At 73.4% G+C, this 21,846-nt stretch carries 11 protein-coding genes; 2 read left to right on the forward strand and 9 right to left on the reverse strand.

Going from position 1 to position 21,846, the window contains the following annotated elements; all coding sequences use genetic code 11:
* Nucleotides 1-18: 18 nt before the first annotated feature.
* The 3 genes from WMF26_RS09880 to WMF26_RS09890 form a co-directional block, all read right to left on the reverse strand.
* Nucleotides 19-1,497, reverse strand: a complete 1,479-nt coding sequence (locus WMF26_RS09880) for a serine/threonine protein kinase (RefSeq protein ID WP_438000114.1) — start codon at nt 1,495-1,497, stop codon at nt 19-21.
* A gap of 238 nt (nt 1,498-1,735) precedes the next feature.
* The gene (locus tag WMF26_RS09885; protein ID WP_438000115.1) at nt 1,736-3,592 is read right to left on the reverse strand and encodes a prolipoprotein diacylglyceryl transferase; all 1,857 of its coding nucleotides are present in this window, start codon (nt 3,590-3,592) and stop codon (nt 1,736-1,738) included.
* Complete coding sequence (locus tag WMF26_RS09890) at nt 3,589-4,983, reverse strand: hypothetical protein (protein WP_438000116.1); 1,395 nt, start codon at nt 4,981-4,983, stop codon at nt 3,589-3,591. The genes WMF26_RS09885 and WMF26_RS09890 overlap by 4 nt, the downstream gene beginning before the upstream one ends.
* A 406-nt stretch (nt 4,984-5,389) precedes the next feature.
* Here WMF26_RS09890 and WMF26_RS09895 point away from each other — a divergent pair, with 406 nt between their 5' ends.
* Complete coding sequence (locus tag WMF26_RS09895; RefSeq protein ID WP_438000117.1) at nt 5,390-8,383, forward strand: ricin-type beta-trefoil lectin domain protein; 2,994 nt, start codon at nt 5,390-5,392, stop codon at nt 8,381-8,383.
* 141 nt (nt 8,384-8,524) lie between these two features.
* A complete protein-coding gene (locus tag WMF26_RS09900) occupies nt 8,525-9,145 on the forward strand; it encodes an RNA polymerase sigma factor (RefSeq protein WP_437726389.1) in 621 nt (206 codons plus the stop codon).
* A gap of 19 nt (nt 9,146-9,164) precedes the next feature.
* Here the strand turns inward: WMF26_RS09900 and WMF26_RS09905 are convergent, their stop codons facing one another.
* From WMF26_RS09905 to WMF26_RS09930, 6 genes are all read right to left on the reverse strand, one after another.
* The gene (locus WMF26_RS09905) at nt 9,165-10,427 is read right to left on the reverse strand and encodes a NosD domain-containing protein (protein ID WP_438000118.1); all 1,263 of its coding nucleotides are present in this window, start codon (nt 10,425-10,427) and stop codon (nt 9,165-9,167) included.
* Between the two features lie 152 nt (nt 10,428-10,579).
* Nucleotides 10,580-11,242 carry a glutathione S-transferase family protein gene (locus tag WMF26_RS09910; RefSeq protein ID WP_438000119.1) on the reverse strand — a complete coding sequence of 221 codons (663 nt, stop codon included), beginning with the start codon at nt 11,240-11,242 and terminating at the stop codon, nt 10,580-10,582.
* Between the two features lie 219 nt (nt 11,243-11,461).
* Nucleotides 11,462-15,289, reverse strand: a complete 3,828-nt coding sequence (locus WMF26_RS09915) for a protein kinase domain-containing protein (protein ID WP_438000120.1) — start codon at nt 15,287-15,289, stop codon at nt 11,462-11,464.
* A gap of 109 nt (nt 15,290-15,398) precedes the next feature.
* On the reverse strand, nt 15,399-18,170 hold the full coding sequence (locus WMF26_RS09920; RefSeq protein WP_438000121.1) for a hypothetical protein: 2,772 nt from the start codon (nt 18,168-18,170) through the stop codon (nt 15,399-15,401).
* Between the two features lie 230 nt (nt 18,171-18,400).
* Nucleotides 18,401-19,738 (reverse strand): serpin family protein, encoded by a 1,338-nt coding sequence (locus WMF26_RS09925; protein WP_438000122.1) that lies wholly within the window; start codon nt 19,736-19,738, stop codon nt 18,401-18,403.
* Between the two features lie 222 nt (nt 19,739-19,960).
* A complete protein-coding gene (locus tag WMF26_RS09930; RefSeq protein WP_438000123.1) occupies nt 19,961-21,361 on the reverse strand; it encodes a spondin domain-containing protein in 1,401 nt (466 codons plus the stop codon).
* Nucleotides 21,362-21,846: the final 485 nt, after the last annotated feature.

Here is a 21,846-nt window from a genome sequence, read left to right on the forward strand (position 1 = left end):
CCGCCGCTTCTCACAGAGCTATTCCCATTGGAGCTCGGAGGGGTGGTAGGCTTTGAGACCGTCAATCGGAATGGGCCCGTCGGGGGTGCCGCTGCACACCTTGACGCCCTCAGCATTCGTGCGTACTGGATAGGCGTATTTCAATTTTGACGTGACGCAAAATGGATACTTGCCGTCCTTCATGAGGAGGCGATACTTGCCATTGGGGGCAGGCCGGCGCGCAGGTAAGGGCGCAGCGGTCGGGGATGTCGGCGCGGGCCCAGCGGTTGAGGATGGTGTGCTGGTACCGGAAGACGTGGCCATCGTGCGAGAGCTGCCGCTCGCCTCGTCCTCTTGAGATGTCTCATCGTCCGCGCTCTCGCGAGTGTCTTCTGCGGAGCCTCGCGAACGAACGACGAACAGTACAGCGGCAAGAAGAACGGCGACGACGAAAGAGCCAATCACTGCGATCATCAAGAATGGCGAATTCGAGCCCGCTTGTGGGCTGGTCGCGACAGATTGAGGCGGCACGGACACGACCATGGGTGCCTGCATCGCTTGGCCGGGAGCAGGAGCGGCCATCGTCGGCCCATCGACGCTGATCGCAGACGACACGTCGGCTCGGAACGACGCTGGGGTCGGCGCGTGAGGGGCAGCACTGGCGCCCAAGACTCGCTCGATGTCCTCACGCATGGCGCGGGCCGTTGGGTAGCGGCGCGACAGATCGAAGGCGAGCGCGCGATCGACGATGGCGCAAACCTCCGGGCTGACAGAGGGCGCAACGGTGCGGAGGGCCGGCGCGGGCTGCGTCGCCATTTTGATGAGGAGCTCGCTCTCCGTGGAGCCCTCGTGCACACGGCGTTTCGCTAAAATTCGAAACATCGTCGCGCCAACGGCGAAGATGTCGGCCCGCCCATCGATCTCGCCACCAGCGATTTGTTCGGGCGACATGTAAGGTAGAGTCCCGAGCATCGCGCCGATGCGCGTGCGAACATTGGAGCCGCCCTGCCTCATTCGAGCGATCCCGAAGTCGAGGACCTTGACGCCGCCTGACGATGTCAAGAACAGATTGTCGGGTTTGATGTCTCGATGGACGATGCCAAGCCCGTGCGCGACGTCGAGCACTTCGAGCACGGTCGAGGCGACGCGGAGCAGCTCGCGCTCCTCGATGCCGCCGGAGCGGTGGGCACGCTTGCCGAGCGATTCGCCGTCGAGCAACTCCATCACCAAGAACGGCGAGCCATCTTCGCTCGTATCGATGTCGACGACATTGACGGCCGCGGGGTGGCCGAGCTGGTTCACCGCGAGCGCCTCTTGCTCGAACCTGGCTCGAAGCTCCTTGGAGACCGCGATTTCCGGATGGAGGATCTTGATCGCGCAGCGCCGGCCGATCCTGTGTGTCGCCTCGTAAACTGCAGCCATCCCGCCCACGCCGATGAGCGAATCGATGCGCCATTTGCCCCGGAGGACCGTTCCGATTCGTGCTGTACAGTGTGCGAGCTGGGGATCGTCACTCATTGAGGTTCAGGTTCCGATGCATGCCGAATGCGAGGATAGGTAAAACATCCCCGCTGAGCGGGCGGGGCGCGACGATACCATGAGACGTTCTGCACCGGCAATGGAGCTTGAGCGCTGGAGCCCCGGGTCGAGCTCCTGTTTGGCGACGAGGGCGAGCCAGAGGTCGCCGCACCCCGGCCGTGACAGCGGGCTCGATCAGGGCCTCTCGATCAGCGCCCGAGCGCTCCGGCGAGCTCCATCACAGGAGCCCGGCGCCGACCCAGAGCCCGGGCTCGTAGGCCACGAGCGCATCCACGTCGCTCGAGCCGAGCAAGAGGAAATTCACCGGAGAGACACCGACGAACAGGTGCGGCGTGATCGGGAGCTGGAGCCCCCAGGCGAAGCGGCCGCCGAAGGCGCCGACGCTCTCGAAATACGGCGAGTCGAAGAAGATGCGGTAATAGCCCGGCGTGATCCCGATCGACATCTCCAGATGCGAGCCGACGCCCATGACGAGACGGAGCGGCACGCCGGCCGCAACCTGGTCGACGTCGGTGGTCGAGACGCTCCGGAGCTCGACGCCGATCTCGAAGCGGCGCGTCTCGCTCAGGCGCAGGCGCGCGAGCACGTCGAGATCCACGGACATGCCGTCCTTGACCGCGAAGCGCGCCGGAACGAAGTAGCCGGAGATCCCGAGCGAGAGGGCCATCCGGCGCGCGTTGGCCTCCGCCTGGGGGCCTGTCCCGGGCTCCTCGGCCGCGGGCTCCGGAGGCGCTTTCGGCGTGCGCCCGGGCGGCCGCGCGGCGGCCGCGGCCGAGGGCGGGGGAGACGCGGGGGACCCGCCCGCCGAGGGCGGCGGGGACGGGTAGGGCGGGGGAGGCCCGCCGGCCGGAGGCGGCGGGTACGGATACGGCGCGGGGTACCCGCCTGCCGGAGGCGGCGGATACGGATAGGGCGCGGGATATCCGCGCGCTGGAGGCGGCGGGTACGGATACGGCGCGGGGTACGCGCCTGCCGGAGGCGGCGGATACGGATAGGGCGCGGGATACGCGCCCGCTGGGGGCGGCGGGTACGGATAGGGCGCGGGATACCCGCCTTGCGGAGGCGGCGGGTACGGGTAGGGCGCCGGAGCCGGCGGCGCCGCCGGAGCCCGCGGCGGCGGCGCCACGGGCGGCGCCGAGCTCGCCGCCGCGGGCTTCGCGGCCGGCGGCGGCTCGGAGCGCGCCGGCTGCGCCGTGGCCTCCCCCGAGGCCAGGCTCAGGGCGGCGAGCGCCATCAGCGCGGGGGCCGCGGCGGCGCCGCCGCGACCGCCGCGGGCACGGCGCGCGCGCAGGACGGCCGCCGCGAGGCCCAGCAGGAGCGCGAGCGAGACGAGCTGGGCGGTGCTCAGCCCCCCGTACACGCCGCGCCCCGCGTCGCCGCGGAGGAGCTCGACGAAGAACCGGCCGGCAGCGTAGAGCGCGAGCCAGGTCCCGAAGGCGCGGCCGTCCCGGTGCCCCCGGGCGAGCCAGAGGGCGGCGATCGCGCTCGCCAGCAGCCCGATCGCCGCCTCGTAGAGCTGCGTCGGGTGCACGGGCAGGCTCGGCGCCCCGAGGGGCACCCAGCCGGCGGCGACGTGGTCCGCCGCCGCGGGGCTGCCCGCGGGAAACCGGACGCCCAGCGCGCCCGCCGTGACGCGGCCGTAGTCGCACCCCGCGAGGAAGCACCCGGTCCGCACGCTGGCGTACGTGATCCCGAGCCCGGGCACGAGCCGGTCGAGGAACGGCAGCACCGGCGCGCCGCGGCGGAGCAGGACCAGGCCGGCGACGGCGACGCCCGCGAGGAGGCCCCCGTACGCGGCCCGGCCGGCGTGCAGCACCGGACCCCACGCGCCGCGCGCGAGCGCCTCGGGCACGGCGCGCAGCGCCTCGAAGGCGTAGCCGCCGAGGAGCGCGGCGACGTAGCCCCAGAGGAGCGCGCGCCCCTCGACCCCGACGTCGCCCCGGTCCCGGCGCACCAGCCAGAAGAACGCCGCCGACCCGAGGAGCCCCGCGACGGCGACCATCACCGCGTAGGTCGGCGCGAGCCACGGCGGCAGGCCGTGGCGCTCCAGCCAGAGCATCAGCGCCCGGCTCACGCCCGCCTCCGGATGCGCAGCAGCATGTAGCCCGCGGGCACGAGCAGCCAGAACGCGCCGCCGAGGGGCACGGGCGCGCCCGGGCGGCCCCCTCCGAGGTCGCGCCCGCCCGCGCTCAGCCGGCAGCTCGTGGCCGAGCCGCTGCCCGCCGTCGGATCGCCGTCCTTGCAGCTCTGGTTGCAGTCCCGGCAGTTCTGGTTGCAATCGCTGCAGTTCTGGTTGCAGTCGCTGCAGTTCTCGTTGCAGCCCGCGATGTCCTCGTTGCAGCCAGCGCAGCCGCCGCCGCAGGTGCCGCAGTCGCCGTCGCCCGACGAGCCGCTCGGCGCGCCGATGGGGACGCCGGCCGGCGAGGTCGGCTCGCCGTACTGGAGGCAGCGGTCGAGCACGGCCATGCACCCCGCGTTCGCGGCGAAGGCGAGCGCGCCGTCGCGGTCGGCGATCGGCAGGGCGGCGCACGCGCCGCTGCCCGCGGCGAGGACGCACTCCTTCACCCCCTCGATGCTCATCAGCGCGAGCACGCAGAGCGCCTCGGCGTTCATCGCGCCGGCGTTGACCCACGCGCACTCCGCCTGCGCGTCGGCGAAGCGCGGATCCGTGCGCTCGTGCTCGCATCGCCCGGCCTGGGCGCAGGTGCACACGTCCCGCACGCCGGCGGCGCACTCCGCGACCGACCCGGGGAGGTGGTACGGGTTGGCGCGCACGGACTGCGGCTCGCTCCGGGGGAGCTCGGGCAGCGCGACGCCGCCCTGGGGGCTCTCGAGCGCGGGCGCGTCCGAGGGCGGGAGGGCGCTCAGCGCGACCAGCCACGCGGCGTTGACGTAGACCGCCCCCTCCTGGGCGACCACGCCCGCCGGCAGCCCGGTGACGCGGACGAGCTCGCGCGCGCCGGCGCGCCGCGCGAGGTCCGCCACGATCGCGCCGGCCCGGCCGCCGAGCGCCGCGTCCTCGAGCCCCGCGGTCTCCGGCGACGCCGGCTGGCCCGCGAGGACGGGCCGGGCGAGCGGCCGCTCCGACCCGCGCTCCGCAGCGAGGGAGCGGAGCACGAACCCCTCGGCGGACGGCTCGAGCGCGCCGAGGACGATCGCGTCCTTCCCGAGCTCCTCCCGCGCCGCGTCCGCGCTGCGGACCAGCGCCGGGGCGCTCGCGATCTCCGCATCGAGGATCGGCGTCTCCTCCCCCTGCTCGCGGTGCGCCTCCTCCAGCCGGGCCGCGACGTCGTGGAGCGCCTCCTCGGGCAAGGCCGCGAGGACCTCCGGCGCGGCGCTCAGCGCGTCGCGCAGCGGCAGGTCCTCGTAGGGCGGCGTCTCCGCGCTGCACGCGCCCAGCGCGGCGATCGCGAGCAGCACGGCGGCACGGCGGATCGCGCTCTCGATGACGACGTTCGTTGGCATGCCCCCCCTCGCTCCCCGAGGCGCGCGGACCCGGACTGGACACGTCGCGCTCGGCTGGCGCGGGCGCATCGCCGGTGAGGACACCGCCGCGAGGAGACACGACGAGCGTGCCAGAAGGCGCGGCGCCGGCCAAGGGCCATGCGGGGGAGCGCCGGTGAGGGAGATCGCGCCGATCGCGAGTGGCGTCCTTCGACGCGGTTCCTCTCGGCGTCCGACATCGGGCGGGCCTGGCAACCTGGTGGGATATCCGCGTCGCCGCGACGCGCAGGGGCGCTGACAAGCCGCTCGAAACCACCCTCCACCGCGGCCTCACCGGCGTGTCGAATTTCGGTTCACACCGCGCGCCGGCGCGGGTCTGCCTCGGGGAACGCCGGCGGAGGGCCGGCCTCACCCGAGGAGCGGAGCCATGACTCGCATCCATTTGAGAGCACACCTGTGGACCAAGGCGGCGCGGACCCTGACGGCGCTGGGCGGCCTGCTGGCCGCGACGGCGGCCCCGGCCAGCGCGCGCGCCGAGATCCTCGCTTACGACGAGCACGACGGGGAGGTGGGCGGCACCGTCGGCTGGGCGGACGATTGGCCCTTCGCGCGGGCGGGGGGCGAGCTCGTGCAGACCGCCGCCTACGTTCGCCGCCGGTTCGCGGCCCCGCTGTCGGCCGCGCACGCCACCCGGTGGATCGCTGTCACCGGCCGCATGGCCGCGCCCCCGATCGCTTATGCGTACCACGTGCCCATGGGCGTCAGCTCGTGGACGACCGCCCACCAGCACCCCGGCCTCCATTTCGACACGTCGAGCCCCGCGGGCCTGCTCGTCGACGGCGCCGGCCCGACGAGCGGCATCGCCGGGACCACGATGCAAACGTGGCTCGCGCGGTACGTGTTCGGCCCCGCCAACGCGAACGGCCGGTACAGCGCGACCGTGAGCATCTGGGCCGGATCGGGCGCCGGCCGCCGCATCGACCCCGGGGCGCCGCCGGCCGTCGTCCGCACGCTCGCCGACACCACGCTGGACAGCCTCTATGCCGGGCAGAGCGACGCTCAGGACCTCTTCTTCGTGGAGCGCGAGAGCGTCGCCACCACGGCCCGGGAGGCGCTCGCCGCGCCCGAGCGCGATCTCTACGTGGTCGCGCACCAGGACGACGATCTGCTCTTCATGAACCCCGACATCGCGGACTCGATCCAGGCGGGGAATTCCGTGGAGACGGTCTATGTCACCGCGGGCCTCGGCGGCAATTGCCTGGACGTGATGGGCGAGCGGGAGGCCGGGATGAAGGCCGCGTACGCGGCGATGGCCGGCCTCGCCAACAGCTGGAGCTGCGCCGAGGCCGCGGTGCTGGGCAAGGATCTCGTGCGCTGCGCGCTCGACGGGAGCGCCGGCCGCGTCGGGCTCGTGTTCCTGCGGCTCCCCTCGTCCCCGGACACGGCGCTCCTGAGCGACCTCTGGAACGGGGGCGCGCCGACCCTGACGCGCGTCGACCGCACGGGCGACGAGTGCGACTACAAATGCGCCTCCGACGACCCCGCCAACGACGCGTGCGACGACCCCGCCGGCGAGATCCCCTCCGACGAGCTCCCCGTCGACTACACCCGCGAGGAGCTCATCGACGTCCTCGCCCGCCTGATGTCCGATTTCCGCGCGAGCCGCGTCGGCACGCTGAACAGCGACCACGGCCACGCCGGCGACCACACCGATCATTATCACACGTCGCTGTTCGCGTTCGCCGCGCAGCAGGCCTACGCCGCGGGGCACGCGCTCCAGACCTACCGGGGCTACGACATGTCCAACGAGCAGGCGAACGTCTCCGACGAGGAGTTCGACATCACCTGGGACGCGTTCCGGTGGTATGCGCAATGCGACCGATTCACCTGCACGGACATGAGCGCGTGCGGCACCGGGACCACCTGCGAACCGGACAACTCGAGCTATCGCGCCTGGGCGCGCCGCCGGTACGTGGCCTCCGCGATCGCGGGCGTCTCGGGCCGCCTCGGCGCGCTGGGGGGCAAATGCCTCGCGGCCGCGGGCGCGTCGAGCGGCGCGCCCGTGGTCCTCGCCGATTGCTCCATGGCCGCGGCGCAGCAATGGACCGTCGCGGAGGACCGCATCGGCGGCCCCGGCGGCCGCTGCCTCGGCGTCGCCGGCGGCAGCACGTCGAACGGCGCGCCCGTGGTGCTCGAGAGCTGCGCCGGCACGAGGGGCCAGGCGTGGACGATGCTGGACGGCGGGCAGATCCGCGGCCTGGAGGGGAGGTGCCTCGCGGTCGCCGGCGGCAACGCCGCGAACGGCACGCCGGTGCAGATGGTCGACTGCAATGGCGCGGAGGCGCAGCGGTTCGCGATCCAGCTCTCGGCGCCCACCCGCTGGTCGTACGGCAACGATTTCTCGGACGCGCAGATCGGCACGAGCGAGGCCTACACCCGCACGGTCCGGCTCGGCGACGTGAACGGCGACGGCAAGGCCGACGCGTGCGTGCGGCGCGCCGACGGCGTGTATTGCGCGCGCAGCAATGGCGCGGGCGGGTTCCTCCCCGCGCAGCGGTACACGACGGAGTTCTCCGACGCGAACGGCTGGCAGCCCGCGCGCTACGGCAACACGATCCAGCTCGCCGACATCGACGGCGACGGCAAGGCCGACATCTGCGGCCGCGGCGTCTGGGGCATCCTCTGCCAGCTCGCGAACGCCGCCGGCGACGCGTTCGTGGCCTCCGGCGGCGGCTGGTGGACGCACAGCTTCTCCGACGCGGAGGGGTTCGACGACGCGCCGGGCTATTACCGCTCGATCCACCTCGCCGACGTGGACGCCGACGGCTACGCCGACGTGTGCGGCCGCGGCGCCGACGGCCTGCGCTGCGCGATCAACACGACCGCCGGGAGCTTCGGGGCGGCGGCGCTCTGGCTCGCCGAGATGTCCGACGCGAACGGCTGGCTGCCGGAGCAGTACGGCGCCACGATCCAGCTCGGCGACATCGACGGCGACGGCGCGGCGGACGCCTGCGGCCGCGGGCCGTCGGGCGTGGTGTGCGCGGTGGCGAGCGCTTCCGGCGCCGGGTTCGTGCGGCCGCACGTCTGGTCGTACAGCCGCGGGGGCGCGCCGGATTACGGCGACGGGTCGGAGTTCGACGCGGCGCCGAGCCACTGGGGGAGCCTCGGCCTCGGCGACATCGATGGCGACGGCGACGCCGACCTCTGCGGCCGCGGCGCCTCCGGCGCGCTGTGCGCCCTGTCGAACCGCCTCGGCTTCGGCGCGGCGCGCCCCGCGTCGATCGGCGCCTTCGGCGATGCCCAGGGGTGGCTACCCGCGCGGTACGGCGCGACGGTGCAGCCCGGCGACGTCGACGGCGACGGCCGCGCCGACCTGTGCGGCCGCGCGTCGGACGGCCTCTGGTGTGCGCTCGCGCCGTGACGCGGCGACGGCGGTCCGGCCGCGCGTTCCGGCTTCGCGTCGACCCTCTCTCCGCGGCGTGGGCCTGCGGCGCCGCCGCCGCGGGACGGCGCGAGCGCCGGCTGCGGGTCGTCGGCGGACGGTGATACCCTCGGCCCCACGATGTCCCTCGACCGAGAGCACCTCGAGCGCGAGGTCCGCGAGCGCTGCGAGAGCGGCGCCGTCGCGCGGGCCGCCGAGCTCGCCATCCGCGGCTACGGGCCCGAGATCCTCGGCTTCCTGACCGCGCTCCTCCGCCGCGAGGAGGACCCCGACGACGTCTTCTCGCTGTGGTGCGAGCGCATCCTGCGCGGGCTGCCGACCTTCGCGTGGGAGTGCTCGCTCCGCACCTTCGCCTACACGATCGCGCGGAACGCGGCGAAGAACCACGCCCGCGACAGGCGCGCCCGCGAGCGGCGCGTGCGCCCCTCGCTCGGGACGACGGAGCTGAGCGCGATCGAGCAGCAGGTGCGCACCGAGACGCGGCCGTACCTGCGCACCGACGCGAAGGACAAGCTCATGGAGCTGCGCGAGGCGCTGCCGCCGGACGATCGGATGCTGCTCGTGCTGCGCCTCGACAAGGGGCTGGAGTGGAAGGACGTGGCGCGGGTGATGCTCGGCGAGGAGGCGGTGGACGAGGCCGCGCTGAAGCGGGAGGCGCAGCGGCTGCGCAAGCGCTTCCAGATCGTGAAGGATCAGCTCGTCGAGGCGGGCCGGCGCGCGGGGCTGCTCGGCGAGGGGTGACTCGCTCCGCCCGCGGGCGCTACCACGCGCCGAGCGCGCCGCCGTGGGCGCCCGCGGCGACGGGCTCGGCGCCGTCGTCGCCGAGGCAGCCGGCCGTCAGCGCCGGCGAGCCGGCGCTCAGGTGAAAGTCGCCGGCGAGCAGATCCGCGAAGAACGGGTCAGCATCGATGTTCCCGTCCTGACCGGGCACGATCACGTTGCCCAGGCGCTCGTTCCCGAAGAGCACGTTGCACCGCACGCGCCCGCGCTGCACGTGCTCCTGCTCGAGCGCGGCGCCGTTCGCGATGATCACGTTGTTGAGGACGTCGAGCTCCGCGGCGTCCGCGGCGATCGCGTGATCGCGGTTCTCGTAGAACACGTTCTGGGCGACCACCGCGTGATCCTGCAGGTGGCTCCCCACGAAGCCATGGCCGTTCCCGATGAACACGTTGTTGCGGACCACGGCGAGCGCGTGGAAGTAGAGCATCACGCCGACCTCGTTGCCCTCGATGATGTTCTGCGTGAGGAGCAGCGACGGACGCGCGCACTCTTCCCAGTTATCCCCGCTGTGGCCGTCCGCGTAGACGGCCGCGGAGTACCAGTTGCCCGAGCAATTCAGCACGTCGCGCGAGCAGTCCCCCGCCGATCCCACGTTCCGCAGCCTGAAGCCCCGGACGACGGCGTTCTGGGCGCCGGTGTAGTCGATGAGGTTCCCGCTCAGCCCCTCACCGTCGAGCACCGTCGTCGTCGCGCCCGCGCCGACCAGCTTCACGCCCGAGCGCAGGCGGAGGTGCTCGTGGTATTCCCCGGGCTGGACGAAGACGGTATCGCCATACGCCGCGGCGTCGATGGCCGTCTGGATGCTCGGGTAGGCGTCCGGCACCACGAGCACGCGCTCCTCGCCCGGGATCGGGAGCGAGCACCCGGCCGTGCCCGTGCTCGCGTCCAGCACCTCGCCGCCCTCGTCGAGCGCCACCGCGGACGCGAGCGCCGCGTCGCCGGTGGCCAGCGTGATGAGCGGGCCCGTCGCGCTCTCGACGTCCAGCACCGCCGGGGCGTCCGAGGTCACGACCAGGCTGTCGACGGTCACGCGCTCGCCGCCGGGCACGCGGAGCCGCAGCGCGGAGGACGCGCCCTGGGCCGATCCATCGGTGCCGCCCGGCGCGTCGTCCGGCTTGCTCGCCCCGCCAGGCGGATCGGGGATCGAGGGCCCCTGGGGATCCCCTCCTGTCGAGATCTCTGTCCCACACGCCGCGATCCACACCGTGGCGCAGAGCGCTCCGAAGCGAGAGATGGTGTTCATGGCGGTGAGCTCGGCAAACGCCATGCCGCTCCGCTGAAGCCGCTCCGCTGTAGAAGAGAGCGACGGGTTCGGCCGCGATCCGGGAGCGGCGTGTGTCACGCTGAGCCACGCGCCGGGCGACGCTGACAGCCGCCGCGGGCGCGCGGGAGCGGCTAACGCTTCGATCCGGAGGCGTCGAAGCGCGGGACCTCCGGGAGCTCCGGGGCGTCGAGCCCGGCGAACGGATCGCGCCAGGCGTCGAGCTGCCACAGGCGCGCGTGCCAGGCCGCGACGTGCGGGTAGTCCGAGAGCGGCAGCCCGGCGAGATCCGCGAACGGGAGCACCGACGCCATGCGAAAGTCCGCGTACGAGACCGCGCTCCCGACGAGCCAGTCCCTGCCGCTCAGGACCTGATCGAGCAGCGTCGCCGCTTCGGCGAACCCCGAGAGCCCCTCCGCCACGAGGTCGTCGCGGATGGGGCCGAGCCCGTAGCGCTGCTTCGTCACGCGCTCGAAGTGGACCTTGTCGCACGCGGCGACGAAGTTGTGCGTGCCCCAGCTCAACCAGCGGATCATCTCCGGTTGTGCGGCGCCCGTGCGCCAGAAGTCCGAGCCCGTGAGCTGCGAGAGGCGGCACGCGATCGCGTCCGTCTCCCAGAGCGACTGGCTCCCCTCGACCAGGATGGGCACGCGCAGGTTCGGGTTCAGCGCGCGAAATTTCTCCTGCTGCGACGGGTCGAGAGGCGCCGCGTGGACGTATTCCACGGGTGCATCGAGGTGGCGCGCCACGGCGACGGCGACGCGTGGATTCAAGTTCCGGCTGAAGTACAGTTTCATGGATCGTCCTCTCCTGCGGGCTGGCTCTGCTCTTTCGAGCGGTTTCACCCCGTTCGTCGAGCGGTGGTAAAATTTGAACATGAAGGCGGGAAGGCGGGAAGAAAACCTTAATAATCTTCCCGCCTTCCCGCCTTCATGTGGACTCTCTCCGGGCAAAGTTGACCACTAGCGTTCATCGCTCTACGGTGAACGCACGAGGCCTCGCAAGTGCGTTGGGCGCTAGCCCACCAGCGTGGCGGCGAAGCGCGCGGGGCGCCGCACGCCGCGGGCCTCCATCCACGCGTCCGCCGCGGCGACGAGCGCGCGCCCCTCGTCGCCGCCGAGCCAGACCCCCCGCGCGCGGCGCGCGGCGGCCGCCAGCAGGGCAGCGCCAAGCCGGTCGAGCGCGGCCTCGGCGCCGCGCATGCGCTCGGCGGCCTCGGCCGCGCGGCCGCGCTGCGCGGCGACGCTGGCCCGGATCATCGCGGCGACGGGAGGGCCCCAGAAGACGTCGCGCCGATCGAGCGCGCGCGCGTCGGCGAGGGCGAGGGCCCGCAAGGCGACCGCCCGCGCGCCGCCGCGCGCGGCGACCGCGAGGGACGCGAGGGCGCGCAGGTAGTGGAGCTCGCCCCGCACCAGCGGGATCGCGACCATGCCGGAGCCGAGGAGCGGCGGCGTCGCCGCCACGACGAAGCGCAGCGCCGCGGCCGCGTCCCCCTCGTAGAGCGCGATCCGCCCGCGGGCGAGGACCTCGCGGAAGTGCTGGAGGTGGTAGCCGGCGCGCGACCAGCGCTCCATCGCGGCGTCCACCGTGGCGCGGGCCGAGGCCGGCCGATCGGCGGCGAGGTCGAGCAGGTACGCGCCGTTGAGGCGGATCATCGTCTCGCGGTAGCGGTCGCCGCGCTCGCGCGCCTCGGCGAGGAGATCGGCCGTCGTCGCGGCGAGGCCGGGGATCTTGCCCTGGAGCCAGAGCACCGTCGCCAGGAGCGCGTGCGCGAAGCTCCCGCCGCTCCCGCTCTCGCCGCCGTGCGCCCCGAGCGCCGCGCTGCTCCGCCCGAGGAGCACCTCGGCGCGCTCGATCTCGCCGCGGGCGAACGCGGCCACGCCCTCGGCCAGCAGGTGGAAGTTGCGCGCCTCCGGGCGCGGCGAGCGCGCGGCCACCCGCTCGAGGAGCGCCAGCAAGGCGGCGGCGCGCCGGCCGCCGTCGCGCTGGCCGCGGAGCGCGGCGTGGATCGTCTCGAGGGTGAGCGCCCGCGCGAGGCGGTGCGGCTCGCCGGCGTCGAGCGCGAGGAGCAGGTGCCTCGCCGCGAACGGCGCGCTCTGGACGGGCGCGGTCACGGCCAGGCTCGCGGCCGCGTGGCACGCGTCCATGGCGAGCAGGTCGCGGCCCGGGATCTCGCGCTCCGCGCGCTCGCGGAAGGCGAGGCCCCGGGCCCAGAGCCGCGCGCGCAGGGCGGCCGCCTGCGCGAGCGCCTCGAGCGTCGACGCCGGCCTGGAGAGCCCGAGCTCGGCCAGGACGCCGTCGAGCACCGACAGCCCTTCGTCCACGTACCCGCCCGCGAGGAGCAGCTGCATCGCCCGCAGCCGGTGGGCGAGCGCCTCGCGCGGCGGCTCGCGCGACGCGAGATCGAGGTACGCCTCCGCCGCCTCGCGCGACCGGCCGCCGCTCGCCAGCGCGGCGGCGAGCGCGAGCCGGGCGCCGCGGGCGACCGCGGCGTCAGGCTCGCCGAGCTCGAGCGCCTCGCGCGCGAAGCGCGCCGCCCGATCGAAGGCGAGGGCCGCCTGCGCCTGCGCGGCCGCCTCGACGGCGCGAGCCGCGGCCTCCGCGTCGAGCCCGGCCCCGCGGAGGTGGTGCACGAGCAGGGACGGCTCGGCGCCGCCCTGGCCCCGAAGCGCCCGCGCGAGGCGCAGGTGGTGCTCGCGGCGGCGCGCGCGCGGCAGCGCGGCGAGCACCGCCTCGCCGACGCGATCGTGGTACGGCAGGAGCTCCTCGCGCTCGTGCGCCTCCCGCACGCGCACGACCTGCGCGGCGACGAGCCGCGAGAGCGCCTCGGGCTCGTCCAGCGCCTCGCCCTCCGCCTCGGCCGCGCGCGCCGCGGTCCGCCGCGCGATCGGCTGCCCCGCCACCGCGACCACCTCGAGCAGCCGCCGCGCCGGCGCGGGGAGCCGCTCGATGCGCCCCGCGAGCAGCGCGGGCAGGTCGGGCGCGGCGCCGCCGAGGTCGCCGCGCTCGGCCGCGAGGCGCGAGAGCTCGGTGATGAAGAGCGGGCTGTGGTGGGCCTCCGCCGCGATCCGCGCCGCCGCGCCGCCGGGCGCGCCCGCGCCCGCGAGCAGCGCGCCCGCGAGCGCCGCGGCGTCGGCGGGGGGCAGCTCGCCGACGTCGATCTCGTGCACGCGCACGTCCGCCGCGAGGCCTTCGCGCAGCGCCGCGAGCAGCGCGCGCAGGACGGGGCTCGTTTCGGCCTCCTCCGCGCGGTACGAGGCGACGAAGAGCAGCGGCGGCGCCGCGGGCGGGCGCATCAGCTCGACGAGCAGCGCGACGCTGTCGAGGTCGCCCCACTGGAGATCGTCGACCGCGAGCACCAGCGCGCGCGCCCGGCCGAGGCGCGCGCACAGCTCGCGCAGCGCGGCGAAGGCCCGGCGCCTGCGCTCCGCGTCGTCCGGCGCCGCGCCCTCCCGCGGCGCGGCCGCCGCGATCGCCGGCACCTCCCGCAGCACCGGGAAGGCGCGCCCGAGCTCGACGACGTCGTCGGGCAGCCACGCGGCGAGGTCCTCCGGCGCCGCGCGGGCGAGGAGCCGGCCGAGCTCGTCGACGACGCCGTCGAGCGCCTTGTACGGCACCGACTCCTGCTGAAAGCAGCGCCCCGCGAGCGGGACCGCCCCGGGCTCGCCCCCGGCCGACTCCAGGAACCGCTGCAAGAGCGCGCTCTTTCCGATGCCCGACGATCCGCGGAGCAGCGCGACCGCCGTGCGCCCCGCGCGCGCCTCGTCGAGGGCCGCGTGGAGCCGCCCCAGCTCGGCCGCGCGGCCCACGAAGGGGGCCGCCGGCGCCGGGCGCGGCGCGATCGGGGCGCCGGCGGCCTGGCCGAGGAGCCGCGCCGCTGCCTCGCGGGCCGTGGGTCGGAGGGCGGGATCGTGCGCCAGGAGCTCGCGGCAGAGGCGGTCGAGATCCTCGGGCGCGTCCCTCGCGGCGGGCCCCGGCGCGGGCGCCGTGGCGCCTTGCGCGGGCAGGCGGCCGGTGAGCGCCTGGTGGAGCATCACGCCGACGGCGTACATGTCGGCGGCCGGCCCGACCGCGAGCCCAGCGGCCTGCTCCGGCGCCATGTACCTCGGCGTCCCCGCCCGCACGGGCGCCGTGGGGGCGTTGAGATCGGCGACGAGCCCGAAGTCGAGGACCTTCACGGCGCCGGCCGCGTCGACCATCACGTTCGACGGCTTGATGTCGCGGTGGAGCTTGCCCGCGTCGTGCAGGAAGGCCAGCCCCTCGGCGATCTCCCGGAAGGCCGCGCGCAGGCGCGCCTCGTCCGGCCCTTCCTCGCGGCGCACGTGCGTGAGCACGTCCGTGCCCGAGACGAGCTCCATGGTGAAGAACCAGCGCGCGTCGTCCCGGTGCAGCTCGTAGAGCCGGACGAGGCGCGGGTGGACGATCCCGGCCAGCGCGCGAAACTCCTGCTTGAACAGGGCGATGGCCTGCCCGTCCGGGCGCCGCAGCACCTTGAGCGCGACGAGCGCGCCGCGCTTCCGGTCGAAGGCCTCGTACACGGTGCCGAACCCGCCGCTCCCGAGGCGACGGTGGAGCGCGAAGCGCGGCGGATCCTCGCCGGCGGCGAGGAAGGCGCCGCTCTCGTCGGCGTCGATCGGGGCGACGGGGACGACCTCGGGCACGCGGGCGATCTGGCGGAGGAACGCGAGGGACGGCGAGGAAGCGGTGGAGCCGCCGCCGGAGAGGCTGTCGGCGTCGGCCGTGGCGCCGGCGGACGGCGCGGCGTCCGCCGTGACGCCGGAGGATGGCTGGGGATCGACCGTGACGCCGGGGGATGGCTCGGATCGGTGGTCTTCAGCGGACAAGCAGGGGCTCCTGGGGGAGGAGCATACCGTGGGCGCGCTTCACGATGCAGGCGCCGCCGGCGCGAGCGCGGGCGTGAGGAGGCGGTCTCGCCGCCTCACGCCGGGCCCTTCACCAGGCCTGGTGCCAGACCTGATCGCGGTCGGCCACCACGCCGGCGCTCGAGCCATACAGGACGTTGACGTGGCCGTCGTTGTCGTCGCCGCCGCGAGAGATGTCCTCGCCGGGCGCGCCGATGGCCAGGTCGGCCTTGCCGTCGCCGTCGAAGTCGCCGGAGGCCAGCGCGTACCCGGAGCGGTCATCGTCCTCCAGGCTGCCCTCCACGCCCGGGCTGTCCTGCGTGTACGCCGGGTCGCCGAGGGTCGACAGGCCCGTGGCGGTGCCGCGGAAGAGGTGCGTCACCCCGGCGTCGTCGTGGCCGTCGATGTCCTCGTGCGGCGCGCCGACCGCCAGGTCGGCCTTGCCGTCGCCGTCGAAGTCCCCCGACGCGAGGGCCCAGCCGAAGTGATCGCCGTCCGCGACGCTGCTGCCCACGTTCGGGCTGTCCTGGCTCAGCAGCGGATCCCCTGCGGCGGCGAGGCCCGACGCGGTGCCGCGGAAGACGTGCACCACGCCGCCGCCGCCGTGCCCGGCGAAATCCTCGTGCGGCACGCCGATCGCGAGGTCGGCCTTGCCGTCGCCGTCGAAATCGCCCGAGGCGAGCGCGTAGCCGAAGTGATCGCCGTCCTGCACGGTTTCGGCGACGTTCGGGCTGTCCTGGTGGAACATCGGATCGCCGACGGCCGACAGGCCCGCCGCCGTACCGCGGAAGACGTGCACCGCGCCGGCGCCGCCGTGCCCGGCGAGATCCTCGTAGGGCTCGCCGATCGCCAGGTCGTCGAAGCCGTCTCCGTTGAAGTTGCCGGCGGCCAGCGACCAGCCGAAGCGGTCCCCTTCCTCGACGCTGCCGGCCACGTTCGGGCTGTTCTCGTGGAACATCGGATCGCCGGCGGCCGACAGGCCCGCCGCCGTACCGCGGAAGACGTGCACCGCGCCGCCGTCGTCGTGGCCGTCCACGTCCTCGTCGGGCGCGCCGATCGCCAGGTCGGCGTAGCCGTCGCCGTTGAAGTCGCCGGTGGCCAGGGACCAGCCGAAGTGATCGCCGCCCTCGACGCCGCCGGCCACGTTCGGGCTGTCCTGGTCCCAGCCCTGATTGCCGGCGCTCGTGAGCCCGGACGGAGAGCCGTAGAGGATGTAGACCGAGCCGCCGTCGTCGTCGCCGCCGATGTCCTCGCCGGGCGCGCCGATCGCGAGGTCGTCGAAGCCGTCGCCGTTGAAGTCGCCGGCCGCCAGGGCATAGCCGACGCGATCGTCGTTCTCGGCGCTGCCCACCACGCCCGGCGAGTCCTGGTGCCACAGCTGGTCTCCGCCGCTCGTCAGCCCGAGGATCGATCCGTAAATCACGTTGACGGCGCCCGCGTCGTCCGCGCCGTTGATGTCCTCGTAGGGCGCGCCCACGGCCAGGTCGGCGTAGCCGTCTCCATTGAAGTCCGCCGTGGCCAACGCCCGGCCGAAATGATCGTCCTTTTCGGCCTTGTCCTCGGTGTGGCCGTCGGTGATCCGCTGCGCCGGCACCACTACGCAGCTGTTGCCCGGCGTGCCGTCGGGCTGGGTGCCTCCCGGGCAAGGGTTGATGGGGTAGGGGTGCTCCGACTTCGCGCTGACGTCGGCGCAGTTGCCCACACCGTAATGGTCGCAGTCCGAGGTCGTGTGCGCCGTGACCTGCACGGGGACGCCGCCCTCGCTGTGAACGGCGCTCACATCCATGCTGTCGCCGTCGAACTGGACGAGCAGGAAGTAGCTGAACGTCGCGGAGCCGGTGTAAAAACACGGGATCTGGACGTCGTTCACGGCGATGTTCTTCCTGTAGCCGGCCCGATAGTGGATGTGCCCCGAGAAGATGCCGAGGATGTTGTATTCGAAGCCGGTGATGGCGCCGATGAACTCCTCGTCCGTGGTCGGCATGTCTTCGCCGAAATCGTGCATGTTGATGACGACGCGCTGCCCCTCGCCCACCGCGTCGGCGAGCTGGTTCCGGAGGAAGTCGATCGATTTCGAGATGTGGAAGTCGGGCTCCTCGTAGGTGGGGTGATTGTGGAGCTGGATGAAGCGGATCCCGTTCTTCACGAACGAGTACGCCACGCTGCCCGGATCATATGCCTCGAGCTGGCCGCGGTGTTTCTTGATCCAGCGCTCCATCCACCGCCGCGACTCGTTCCCGCAGTAGTTGGATCCCTCGCCGGTCATCCGGTCGCACTCGGCGCACCCCTTGTCGCAATCGCAGGCGCCGACGAGCTCGCACAGGTCGCAGCCGGGGCTCGCCGCGCAATAGCCGCAGGCCTCGGCGATGTCCTGCGCCGAGGCGCCGCAGCTGTCGTGCACGTTGCTGCCGTAGTCGTGGTTCCCCAGCCCCGGGAAGACGTCGACCAGGAGGTCGTCTTCATACTGATCTTCGTACGCGGCCCACTGGTCGGGGCGGGCGAACGAGGTCAGATCGCCGTTGACGACGACGGCGCTTGGCGCGCTGTAGCCTGGGGGCGTCGCGCCCTTGACGAGCGCGTTGATCGCCTTGACCTGATCCCGGTTGGTCTTGTTGCCCAGGGCCTTGATGTCCGCCGACGAGAGATGGGCCTCCACGGCGTCCTCGCCCACGAGGTCGTCCTCGCTCCACCAGTATTGCGGATCGGAGGCGATGACGACCGAGAACGGCGCCACGGCCTGGAGCGGCGCGGGGGCCTCGGCGAGGGGGGCGGGCGGCTCGACGTCGGCGGCCTCGCACGCGGCGAGGGCCAGGGTGGTGCCCAGGGTGGTGATGGACAGGAGGATCGGCGCTGCGCGTCTCATACGGGTCTCCTTTCGGGTGTCGCTGAGGCAGACCCGGCCCGCGGAGGATGTGACGGACGCGATGCTATGGGAGGCGGCGCGGCCGCGCCCCGGGGTCTGGGCCGCGGGCTCCCGCGCCGGCGGGGGCGCGGGCAGGTCGAGCGGCGCGCGCGCTGGTGGAGCCATGATGGCGGCGGTTCGCCATCGCAGGCGCCCGGCGCGCGGACGCGCCCGGCGCGGGGCCCTTCGGGTCAGCTCGCGCTGGGATCGGCGACGCGGCCGACGAACAGGATGCTGCCCGTCGCGTTGTCGCGGATGAGGAACAGGAAGGGATTCACGAGCGCGAGCGACGCCGGCACGGGCGCCGACTCGTCGCCGACGATGACCGCGGTCGCGGCCGCCGCTTCGGTGCCGGCCTCGTTCACGCCGACGAACGCCTTGTGGAGGACGTCCTGGATGTAGGGCTGTCCCTCGGCGTTGATGCCGGTGAAGTCCGCGACCCCGGACGTGAACGCGATCTCCATCCCCATCGCCTCCAGCGTCTTCTTGAGGCTCAGCTCGTACTCGAACTTGAACTTGGGCATCGTGGTCTCGACCAGGTGCTCGCTCATCGCGCCGACGATGCCGTCGACCTTCGCCGCGTCGAGCGACGCCTCGAACGCGTCGAGGGTGCCCTTGGCCGGCAGGACGAGCACCATCGACAGCTCGTCCCCGTCGTAGGGCATCGCGACCGCCTGGTAGCCCTCGCCCTCGGCGTAGGGCATCTCCAGGCTGGCGTGCATCAGGGGCACCGTCACCTCGGTTCCATCGGCCTTCTCGAACGGCCCATCCGCCGTCGCGGTGGGCTCGAAGGGGGTGCGCCACGCCGCGTTGAAGTAGATGGCGTTCGTGAGGACCAGCACCGTCTCGGGGGTGATCGCGTCGATGGGCACCAGCTTTTCGATCTTGCCCTCGGTCTGGTCGCTGACCCAGCCGTTGATGAGATCGACCGCTTCCTGCTTGTGGCCCACGAAGTCCACGACGCGCATTCCGGCGCCGTAGTTCAGCGCGAGCGTATCCAGGAAGGGCGCCTCGAACCCGTAGCCGATCTGCCCCCAGAGCGCGTTCACGACGTTGAGGCGGAAGCCTTCGCCGTCGGCGCCCTGGGCGCCCTGACCGCGGCTCTCGAGCTCCTGGTCGATCCAGTTGAACGCCGGGTGGAGCTTGTCCTGCCCGAGGCCGAAGCGCAGCGTGTCGGCCATGGCCGTCTCGGTCTCGCCCTTCGCGCCGGCCCAGGTCATCGCGAGCGCGGTCGAGATGCTGTAGGGCGAGTAGAAGACGTTGCCGGGCTCCTCGCGGAGCTGTTGGTAGAGGTCGAGCGCGAACGCGGAGTTGCCCGAGACGAGCGCGGTCTTGTCCTCCGGAGGGACGTCCGGGGTCGAGATGCGCTGTTTGTCCGAGGCGACCACGCACCCGGGCTTGTCGCGGTCGCGGCAGGCCTCGCCCCCGGGGTCGGGGTGCAGGTTGGGCTCGGTGGACGTCTCGCAGCCGAGGATCGCGGCCAGAGACAGGGCGAAGAGCGGAGCGCAGGTTCGGAGGGTTCGCATCATGCCGGCCCGCCCAGCATCGGCCGTGCCGCGCCGGCCCGCGATCGCGGGCGCGTGGGTTTCCGGAGCGATGCGCGCGGGGCGACCGGGCCGCTGCGCTCCGGGCCTTCCGCTCCCTGACATCCGGAGAAGCGTTGGCCCGTTCTGGCACAGGATGCTTCGCTCGGGCCGCCGAGCGCTACCTCGTCGGACGTCGCGTCGGCGGGGTCGAGGCTCGCGCTCTCGCTACCGCGCCGGGGTGATGGTCACCTTCAGCATCTGGTTCGACGCGGGATACGCATACCCGTCATCGACGGGGCGCACCTGGTCCGTGGGATCGTCGGCGCCCATCTGCGGCCCAGCCTGGCGCGGCGCCTGGTCGGGGCCCACGCCGGGCCACTGGTTGGCCTCGGTGCCCGCGTCCCAGATCGTGACCTCGTCGGAGACATCGCCGCTCACCGGCTCGCCGCTCGCGTCGAACAGCGCGATCCCCTGCGCGCTCGGCGCGAAGAACAGATCGTTCGATTGCCCGAGCATGGACGCGAAGCTCAGCCGCTCGCCGGGCCGCGCGGTCACCGTGAAGCTGAGCTTCGCGCCGGGCAGCAGCGGCCCCGGCATCGAGGCGCCCACGGGCGTGTTGTAGACAAGCACCGACGAGATCCCGCTCTCGCCCCCGACCTCGTCCTCCAGCGACGCCGCGAGCGCGGTCGGGTTCCCGTCCTCGGCCAGCATTTCGAGGCCCTTGCCCCGGTCCGCCTCGCCCGACATGAACAGGGGCGCTCCGGACCCGTGGACCACCGCGACGCCCGGCGCCACCGGCGAGGTCAGCCCCGCGCGGGGCATGGCTCCCTCGTGCAGCATCGTCGGGTTCCCGTCCTCGGCCTGCGCCTCCAGGCCGTTGTCGGGGTACGCCTGTCCGACCGTGAACAGCGGGTTGTCCATCGTGTGCACCACGAAGAGCCCCGGCGACAGCGGCACGGCGGCCGGCTCCCCGCCCTCGGGCATCAGCGTCCCCGCCTTTGACATGTTGGTGATCCGGATCGTGAACTCATTGCCTGGCTCCGGCGTCACCGTCACCTGGATGACCTCCTCGACCGGCGGGTAGGTATAGTCATCGTCGACCAGCCGCACCGTTTTGTCCGGGTCCGGAGCGCCCGTGTTGGGGCCGCTCTGGCGGGGCGCCTGGTTCGGCCCGGCGCCGGGCTCCTCGTTGGCCTCGGTGCCCGCGTCCCACAGGAGGACCTGGTCGGTCACGTCGCCGCTCACCGGGGCGCCTTTCTCGTCGTAGAGCGCGATCCCGGCGCCGTCGGGCGCATAGAACAGATCGTTGGATTGACCGAACATGGTCGTGAACGACAGCCTGTCGCCCGGCAGGGCGCCGACGCGGAGCTCGAAGCTCTTCTCGGGGAAGAGCGGCCCGGGCATGCTCTCGCCGACGGGGGTGTTGAACACGCTGGCCACCCGGTACTCCCGCGCGGGCGTCACGTTCTCGAGGGTCACCTCGAAGCTCGTGACCGCATCCCCGCCCGCGCCTCCCCCGCCCATGCCACCGGCGCCGGTGGTATCGCCGCCATCGCCGTCGCTGCAAGCAGCGGCGAGGGTGAGGACGAGGGGCAGGGCCGACAGCGCGCGATTCCGAATCTTCATGAACATCCTCCAGAAGCGGTGATTGAGATGACGCGACCTGGATCGCCCCCGCCGCGGCGAGCCGCGTGGCAGTGGGCGCTCCTCCAGCACGCCGCGGAGACCGGAGCGGCCGCGGGCGCCTGCATGGCGCCCACCTCGGCCTGTGATGGCCCGGGCGCTTCGTTCGATGGTGCTACGCGTGGGGGGCGGGTCGGTTTCGCGAGGGTCGCGCGCGCCTGCTCGATCGTGCTCGGGAGGGATTTTCTAGTGCGGGCGGAGGCCGCCGGCGGGCTCGCCTCGCTGCCCTTGTGGGCGAGGGCGACGTCGTGGCGGTCGCGAGGGCGCGAGGGCACCGGGGCGAGCACGTGGACCAGCACGGTCTTGACGCTGCGTTGCTGCCGGATGATCGGAACGATGCGTCCGAAACCGCTCGGAGGAACAGATGAGATCTCGGGCAACGATGAGGCTGATCGCCCTCGTGCTATGCGGCATACTCGTGACGGTGC

Origin of the sequence: Sorangium sp. So ce185 (assembly GCF_051526825.1) — a bacterium.
GTDB lineage: Bacteria > Myxococcota_A > Polyangia > Polyangiales > Polyangiaceae > Sorangium > Sorangium cellulosum_D.